The organism is Massilia pinisoli (assembly GCF_024753285.1).
GTDB classification, from domain to species: domain Bacteria; phylum Pseudomonadota; class Gammaproteobacteria; order Burkholderiales; family Burkholderiaceae_D; genus Telluria; species Telluria pinisoli.
This window is the reverse complement of the sequence record NZ_JANUGW010000009.1, coordinates 232,841-238,840: the sequence shown is the minus strand read 5'-3', so window position 1 is coordinate 238,840 and position 6,000 is coordinate 232,841. Positions and strand designations below refer to the sequence as shown.

General features: G+C 70.2%; 10 protein-coding genes. 3 read left to right on the top strand and 7 right to left on the bottom strand.

The window, feature by feature from the left end:
* Positions 1-15: 15 nt before the first annotated feature.
* Positions 16-903 (bottom strand): LysR substrate-binding domain-containing protein, encoded by an 888-nt coding sequence (locus NX784_RS14845; protein ID WP_258817456.1) that lies wholly within the window; start codon positions 901-903, stop codon positions 16-18.
* A 102-nt stretch (positions 904-1,005) separates the two neighbouring features.
* Here NX784_RS14845 and NX784_RS14840 point away from each other — a divergent pair, with 102 nt between their 5' ends.
* Genes NX784_RS14840 through NX784_RS14830 form a run of 3 tightly spaced genes read left to right on the top strand, consistent with a single transcriptional unit; the run spans position 1,006 to position 1,917 of the window.
* Positions 1,006-1,149 carry a hypothetical protein gene (locus NX784_RS14840; RefSeq protein ID WP_258817455.1) on the top strand — a complete coding sequence of 48 codons (144 nt, stop codon included), beginning with the start codon at positions 1,006-1,008 and terminating at the stop codon, positions 1,147-1,149.
* 10 nt (positions 1,150-1,159) lie between these two features.
* The gene (locus NX784_RS14835) at positions 1,160-1,372 is read left to right on the top strand and encodes a tautomerase family protein (protein ID WP_258817454.1); all 213 of its coding nucleotides are present in this window, start codon (positions 1,160-1,162) and stop codon (positions 1,370-1,372) included.
* Entirely contained in the window at positions 1,369-1,917 is a 549-nt protein-coding gene (locus NX784_RS14830) for a DUF4865 family protein (RefSeq protein ID WP_258817453.1), read from the top strand. Before NX784_RS14835 ends, NX784_RS14830 begins: the two co-directional genes overlap by 4 nt.
* 4 nt (positions 1,918-1,921) lie before the next feature.
* Here the strand turns inward: NX784_RS14830 and NX784_RS14825 are convergent, their stop codons facing one another.
* From NX784_RS14825 to NX784_RS14800, 6 genes are all read right to left on the bottom strand, one after another.
* On the bottom strand, positions 1,922-2,137 hold the full coding sequence (locus NX784_RS14825) for a hypothetical protein (RefSeq protein WP_258817452.1): 216 nt from the start codon (positions 2,135-2,137) through the stop codon (positions 1,922-1,924).
* Positions 2,138-2,153: 16 nt separating this feature from the next.
* Positions 2,154-3,434 (bottom strand): cytochrome c, encoded by a 1,281-nt coding sequence (locus NX784_RS14820; RefSeq protein ID WP_258817451.1) that lies wholly within the window; start codon positions 3,432-3,434, stop codon positions 2,154-2,156.
* The gene (locus NX784_RS14815; protein ID WP_258817450.1) at positions 3,431-4,156 is read right to left on the bottom strand and encodes a c-type cytochrome; all 726 of its coding nucleotides are present in this window, start codon (positions 4,154-4,156) and stop codon (positions 3,431-3,433) included. Before NX784_RS14815 ends, NX784_RS14820 begins: the two co-directional genes overlap by 4 nt.
* Before the next feature lie 69 nt (positions 4,157-4,225).
* Complete coding sequence (locus NX784_RS14810) at positions 4,226-4,609, bottom strand: c-type cytochrome (RefSeq protein ID WP_258817449.1); 384 nt, start codon at positions 4,607-4,609, stop codon at positions 4,226-4,228.
* Between the two features lies 1 nt (position 4,610).
* A complete protein-coding gene (locus NX784_RS14805; protein WP_258817448.1) occupies positions 4,611-5,300 on the bottom strand; it encodes a 3'-5' exonuclease in 690 nt (229 codons plus the stop codon).
* 13 nt (positions 5,301-5,313) lie between these two features.
* The gene (locus NX784_RS14800; RefSeq protein ID WP_370662941.1) at positions 5,314-5,853 is read right to left on the bottom strand and encodes a ProQ/FINO family protein; all 540 of its coding nucleotides are present in this window, start codon (positions 5,851-5,853) and stop codon (positions 5,314-5,316) included.
* Between the last annotated feature and the right edge of the window lie 147 nt (positions 5,854-6,000).

The window sequence follows — 6,000 nt, the reverse complement described above, 5'->3', positions numbered from 1 at the left end:
CCCGGCCGGGCCGTTTTATACGGTGCCCGCGCGTCTCTCCTCCGGCGTGGCCACGACGTGTTCCCGGATGAGGGCGCCCATGCGCGCGCAGGCCGGCGACGGCGTCGCCGCCGCGTTGAACAGCGCGAGCCGGATGCCCGGAAGGGCCGGCAGGCCGTCCGTGCCGTCCAGGAGGCACACATCGCCGGGCAGGCCGAGGGGCGTGCGCACCGTGACGCCGAGCCCGGCCGCGACGGCGGCCCAGATGCCTGCCAGACTCGGGCTCGTGTACACGATCCGCCAGGGAATGCCGGCCCGGTCGAGCGCATCGGTCGCCACCTTGCGCATGAAGCAGGGCGCCTGCAACACGACGAGCCGCACGGGCTCGCGCGCAGGCGCGTGCGCCGCGGCGCCCACCCACCGCATCGGATAGTCGCCCAGCACGTCCACGTGCGGAAGTTCTGCGCCCGTGTGCCACGCGAGTGCGAGATCGAGCTTTCCCGCTTGCAGCTGCGCGACCAGGTCCGCGTTGCGGGCAATGACCGCCTCGATCTGCAAGTCCGGATGGCTGCGCGTGAACCGGGCCAGTACGTTGGACAGCAAGCCCTCGCCGAAGTCTTCCTGCAACCCCAACCTGACGGCGCCGTCGAGGTGCATGCCGGTCACGGCCGCGCACGCTTCGTCGTTCAGATCGAGGATGCGGCGCGCGTAACCGAGCAGCAGTTCGCCCGCGGCCGTCAGTTCCAGCCCGCGTCCCGATTTGCGCAACAAGTCCGTGCCCGCCTGGGCCTCGAGTTTCTTCATTTGCATGCTGATGGCCGACGTCGACCGTCCGAGCCGGTCGGCCGCCTTCGCGAAGCTGCCGAGGGCGACGCCTTCGCAAAAGCTGCGCAACGCATCCATGTCGAAATTCGTGCGACGCATGATAGTCCCGTTTTATTGAACAATTGGTTCAAATATATTCGATTTTCCAAATGGTTTCACGTAGCTATGATGGCCACATCAACCACGACAGGAGAAACGACGATGACGACTCTGAAAGGCATGGGCCAGCGCGCCCTCGGCGCCGTGCCGGCGTTGGCCGTGACGCACCTTGCGTTCTACGCCGGCTGGCCCGCCGCCGCAACGGCTGCGCGCCTGCTCGGCGATGTCCCGACCACGCCACGTTGAGGAGGCCGCCATGCCATTCGCCCGCATTTCCCTCCGGCGCGGCAAACCGCGCGACGCCGCCACCAAGCAGGCGTTCTATCGACGGCTCGCCGAGCTGCTGGCCGACTCGCCCGGATTGCGCGCGGAAGATCTGATGGTCATCGTCCAGACGACGGATTACGCCGACTGGTCGTTCAGCAACGGCATCGCGGCGCCGCAGGCGGAACCGGGAGCGTCGTCATGATCGCGATGCAGTATCGCTTTCCGCTGCCGGCGGATTACGACATGGCGCTCATCGACCGCCGCATCGCGGACAGGGGGCATCTGACGGACGGCTTTCCGGGCTTGCTGTTCAAGGCGTATCTCGCCGCGCGCAAGGCGGGGCCGGGCCGGGACAACGCGTATGCGCCGTCCTACGTGTGGAACACGGTTGAGGGCATGCACGCGTTCCTGAACGGCGCCGGGTTCGCCGGCGTGTCGGACGCGTTCGGGCGGCCGTCCGTCGCGACGTGGCTCGTGTGGGACGCACGGCTTGCGGACAGTATCGCGCAGGCCCGCTTTGCGACGGTCGAGCGGCGGCCCATCCCGCCCGGCACCGACCTCGCAGCGCTGCGCCGGCACGAAACGGCGCTTGCCGCGGAGGCGGTCGAAGGCGGCCGGGCGCTCGCGGCGGTGGCGGGCTACGAGCCAGGCGACTGGACGCTCGTGCGGTTCCGGTTGTGGGAGCGCGAACCGGCGGCCGACACGGGCGTCGCCGTCTACGGGGTCGGGCACGTGTCCTTGGCGTGATCCGCTACCAGATCGCGTTCATCTCGCTTTCGTCTTCCGTGTAGCGCACGGGAGCCAGGTTGTGGTCGGCGACGAGTTCCCGCACGTTCGCGGGAGCGCCCCGTTCGATGCGCTCGTGCGCGAGGACGCGATCGACGATGTCCGCTTCGCTGATGCGCCCTGGCGTGGCGAATTCCAGCGGCTCCTCGTTATTGCGGTACCAGACGCGATACATTGGCATGGTGATCTCCCTGTCATCAGTCGAGTGGCACGGCGCGCCACCGGTTGACCTCGGGCGCGGTGACGGCCGGCGCCGCATTGCCCCAGCTGTTGCGCACATAGGTCACGACGGCCGCCACTTCCGTATCGTCCAGTACGGGGCTGTGCGGCGGCATCCCGAACGGGCGCGGATTTCCGGACGTCGACGGTGGAAAGCCGCCATTCAGCACGATGCGGATGGCGTTGACGGGGTCCGGCATCGTCAGCGCGCCATTGCCGGCCAGCGGCGGATACGCGGGCTTTCCGGCGACGCTGGTGCCGCGGCCGTCCGCGCCGTGGCAATCGGCGCAGTGGTGCCCGTACAGCGCGCGGCCCGCCTTCATGACGTCGTCGGGCGGCGGTGCGCCGGCGCGGCGCGGCGCCGGCTCCGGCGGCAGCGATTTCAGATACGTCGCCATCGCCCCGGCATCCGCCTCCGTCAAGTATTGCAGGCTCTGTCCCACGACTTCCGCCATCGGCCCGAACACGGCGCCGCGCGGCGCGACGCCCGTGCGCAGCAATTGCACGATGTCGGCCCGGTCCCACTGGCCGAGGCCCGCCTCGTCGTCCGCGTCCAGCGCCGGTGCGTACCAGCCGACGATCGGGATCGCGCCGCCCGACAGCCGCGCGCCCGTCGCGCCCAGGTCGTTGCGCGCGCTGTGGCAGGCGCCGCAATGGCCCAGGCCGTCGACCAGGTAGGCGCCGCGGTTCCAGTCGGTGCCGCGCGCCGGCTGCGGCGCGTACACGCCCGGCTTGAAGTACAGCAGGCGCCAGCCGGCTAGCACGGCCTGGCTGTCGTACGGGAAGCGCAGCGCGTGCGCGCGGTTCGGCTGGCGCGCCGGCGGCAGGCTGCGCAGGTAGGCGTACAGCGCGTCGGCGTCGTCGCGCGTGATCTTCGTCGTGTTCGGGTACGGGAACGCGGGGTACAGCAGGCGGCCGCCGGGCGCGATGCCGTTGTGCAGCGCGTGCCAGAAGTCGTCCGCCGTCCACGTGCCGATGCCCGTCGCCCTATCCGGCGTGATGTTGGGGGCGTAAACCGTGCCGAACGGCGTCGCGAGCGCGCGAGCGCCCGCGTACGGCGTGCCGCCGCGCGCCGTGTGGCAGGCCATGCAGTCGCCCGCGCGCGCGAGATAGGCGCCGCGCGCGATATTCGCCGGGCTCGGCACCCAGGCCTCGCGCGACCGGGCCGGGATGAATTCGGCGCGAGGCCAGGCAGCGACGACGGCGACGAGCGCGGCCAGCACGAGGACGGCGATGACGCCCAGGACGACGCGTCTCATCGCTGCTCCGGCTCGCTGCCGCACGCGAGCGGCATCGGATGCGCGACGTCGGCGGCGGGATCGGCATCGTCCGGCACCGGTTCGCTCGCGAGCCAGGCGGAGACGGCCGCGACGTCCGCCAGCGACAGCCGTCCCGCGATCGTGGCCATGCAATCGGGCGCGGCCGCGCGACGCGTGCCGTTACGCCAGGCGCCGAACTGGGCGTTGATGTAGTCGCGCGGCAGGCCGAGCAGGCCGGGGATGGCGGGCAGGGCGCCCGTCAGGCGCTGGCCGTGACACGCGACGCAGGCCGGCACCTTCAACGCCGGGTCGCCCCGGGTGACGAGCGCGCGGCCCCGCTCCAGCTGGTCGGCCGGCAGGCTCGCGCGCGCAAGCACGGGCGCGGGCACGTGCTGGGTCGCGAAATACGTCGCGATCTCGCGCAGGTAGTCGTCGGACAGATGCTCGACCATATAGGTCATCAGCGGATACTGGCGGCGGCCGTCACGGAAGTTCTGCAGCTGGTTGTACAAGTAACCTGCCGGCTTGCCGGCGATGCGCGGATAGTAGTGCGGGCCCGTCGTCGGTGACGGCGCGGACGGGCTGCCGTGGCACGACGCGCACGCGGCCACGCGTTGGGCCAGCGTGTCCGGCACGGCGCGCTCCGGCTGCGCGTGCGCCCGCGCCGGCGCGAGCAGGGCCGCGGCGGCAAGCAAGGCGAAGTGGAGGGTGGCGACGGACATGACGTTCCCATCATACCGCGCCCACTTGAATTTCCCGCAATCTTTTAAGAACGACAACGGGGTCGGCCGTCAGTGCGCGTCCTGGTACGTGCGCAGGTAGGCGATCAATGCGGCCAGGTCGCGCTCGTCGTGGATGCCCCAGAAGCGCATCTTCGTGCCCGGTACCGCCTTTTCCGGATCGCGCAGGAACGCGGCCAGCGTGGCATCGTCCCAGACGATGCCGGACGTCTTCATGGCGTCGGAGTAGGCGAAATCTGCGGTGCTTCCCGCGCGCCGGCCGAACAAGGCGTTCAGCTGCGGACCGAAGCCGCCGCGCGCGTTCGCGCCGATCTGGTGGCACGACGCGCACGGCTTGAAGACGGTGGCGCCGTCGACGGGGCCGTCGCGGCGCGAGCAGCCGGACGCGGCCAGCGCCAGCAGCAGGGCGGCGGCGCAGGGAGCGACGCGTTGCATCCTAGGTGCGGGGCTTGGGCTGCGCGGCCCGCATCGGTCCGCCGGTGACGGGCTTAGTCGGCAACGGCGGCGGCGGATTCGCGCGCCAGTGGCGATAGATGCGCAGGGCGACGTGGGCATCGTCGGCCGCGTACAGGATCTGCTTGTCGGTCAGGCGCGGCAACGCCCAGTTGGTCGTCGTGATCTTGCGCGATTTCTGCAGGCGCTGGCCGAAGAAGCGCGCGACGGCCGTCTTCGCGCCCAGCGCATTGCGCTCGCCCCGGCGCAGCGCCGTCGACAGGTCGAGCACGTTGCGTGTTTCGATGCCCAGCTTGGCGCGCAGGCGGCGCAGGTCGTCGCCGAGACCGAAGCCGACTTTCAGGATCGACTGCGATTCCAGCACGGCACGCAACACGTCGATGCCGGGCACGGGGGCAGGCGCGGCGCCTTCCGCCGGCTCGGGCGCGCGGGCCGGCCGGGCGCCGATCTGGAACAGATAGGCATGGTCGTCCGTCGCGAGCTGCACGAGGTGCGGCCCCGTCGATTGCTCGCCCTTCTGGAACGTGGGCTTGGATTCCGTATCGAAGCCGATCGCGTCGGACGCGAGCAGCGCGGCCAGCGCGCCGTCCGCATCGGCGCGGTTGCGCACGAGGCGCACGTCCGCGAGCGTGATGCCCTGGTACGGGGGGAGGTCGTCCTCGGCCTCGCTCATGCGGCGCGCTGGCTCAGCGTTTCGCGAACTTGGACGCCAGCTGCTGCAGCTTTTCCTGGCGCTTGCGGTCGGCTTCCACCTGTGCGGCCGCGTCGCGTTCCGCTTTCTTGCGGTCGGCTTCCTTCTTGAAGCGCTCCTGCAGCAATTCCTTCGCGTGCAGGCGGTGCGTGTCCGTCACTTCGGCGCCGGGATTGCCGTCCAGGTCGTAGCGGACGGTGGCTTTTTCCATCGCGCGCAGGTAGCGCATCGAGCCCGTGTGGATGCCGAGGGCGGCACGCATCGTCTTGCGGTTCAGGCCGGGCAGGCGGGCCAGCACCTGCTTGTCGATGCCGATCGCGAGCGGCAGGCAGTTGCGGAACGCCACGAATTGTTGCTGCAGATGCTTGAGCAGCGCCCGCGGCGATTGTGCGGCTTCCGCCGGGACGTCAGCGTGCGCGTCGGCTTCCGGGGCCGGCGCCTGTGCCGCGCTGGCGGAAGGCTGCGCATCGGGCGTGGCGTGGGTGGCGGTTTCGGTGGCCTCGGGGAGCTCGGCGACAGGACTCATCGTATTCATTGACTTCATGGTAAGAACGGGAAGCGGAAGGATAGCATGGTCGCGCCGTGCGTGTGCCGCTCGACCATGTAACGGATCGTCGTGTTGACTGAACAACCGTTATTTTCGTGCATGTGCGGCGGCGCACAACCGAGAAATCGTGTATGA

Excerpts from the sequence above, each read along its gene's own strand:
- NX784_RS14845 (WP_258817456.1), bottom strand. The coding sequence starts at position 903 with ATGCGTCGCACGAATTTCGACATGGATGCGTTGCGCAGCTTTTGCGAA.
- NX784_RS14840 (WP_258817455.1), top strand. The coding sequence starts at position 1,006 with ATGACGACTCTGAAAGGCATGGGCCAGCGCGCCCTCGGCGCCGTGCCG.
- NX784_RS14835 (WP_258817454.1), top strand. The coding sequence starts at position 1,160 with ATGCCATTCGCCCGCATTTCCCTCCGGCGCGGCAAACCGCGCGACGCC.
- NX784_RS14830 (WP_258817453.1), top strand. The coding sequence starts at position 1,369 with ATGATCGCGATGCAGTATCGCTTTCCGCTGCCGGCGGATTACGACATG.
- NX784_RS14825 (WP_258817452.1), bottom strand. The coding sequence starts at position 2,137 with ATGCCAATGTATCGCGTCTGGTACCGCAATAACGAGGAGCCGCTGGAA.
- NX784_RS14820 (WP_258817451.1), bottom strand. The coding sequence starts at position 3,434 with ATGAGACGCGTCGTCCTGGGCGTCATCGCCGTCCTCGTGCTGGCCGCG.
- NX784_RS14815 (WP_258817450.1), bottom strand. The coding sequence starts at position 4,156 with ATGTCCGTCGCCACCCTCCACTTCGCCTTGCTTGCCGCCGCGGCCCTG.
- NX784_RS14810 (WP_258817449.1), bottom strand. The coding sequence starts at position 4,609 with ATGCAACGCGTCGCTCCCTGCGCCGCCGCCCTGCTGCTGGCGCTGGCC.
- NX784_RS14805 (WP_258817448.1), bottom strand. The coding sequence starts at position 5,300 with ATGAGCGAGGCCGAGGACGACCTCCCCCCGTACCAGGGCATCACGCTC.
- NX784_RS14800 (WP_370662941.1), bottom strand. The coding sequence starts at position 5,853 with ATGAATACGATGAGTCCTGTCGCCGAGCTCCCCGAGGCCACCGAAACC.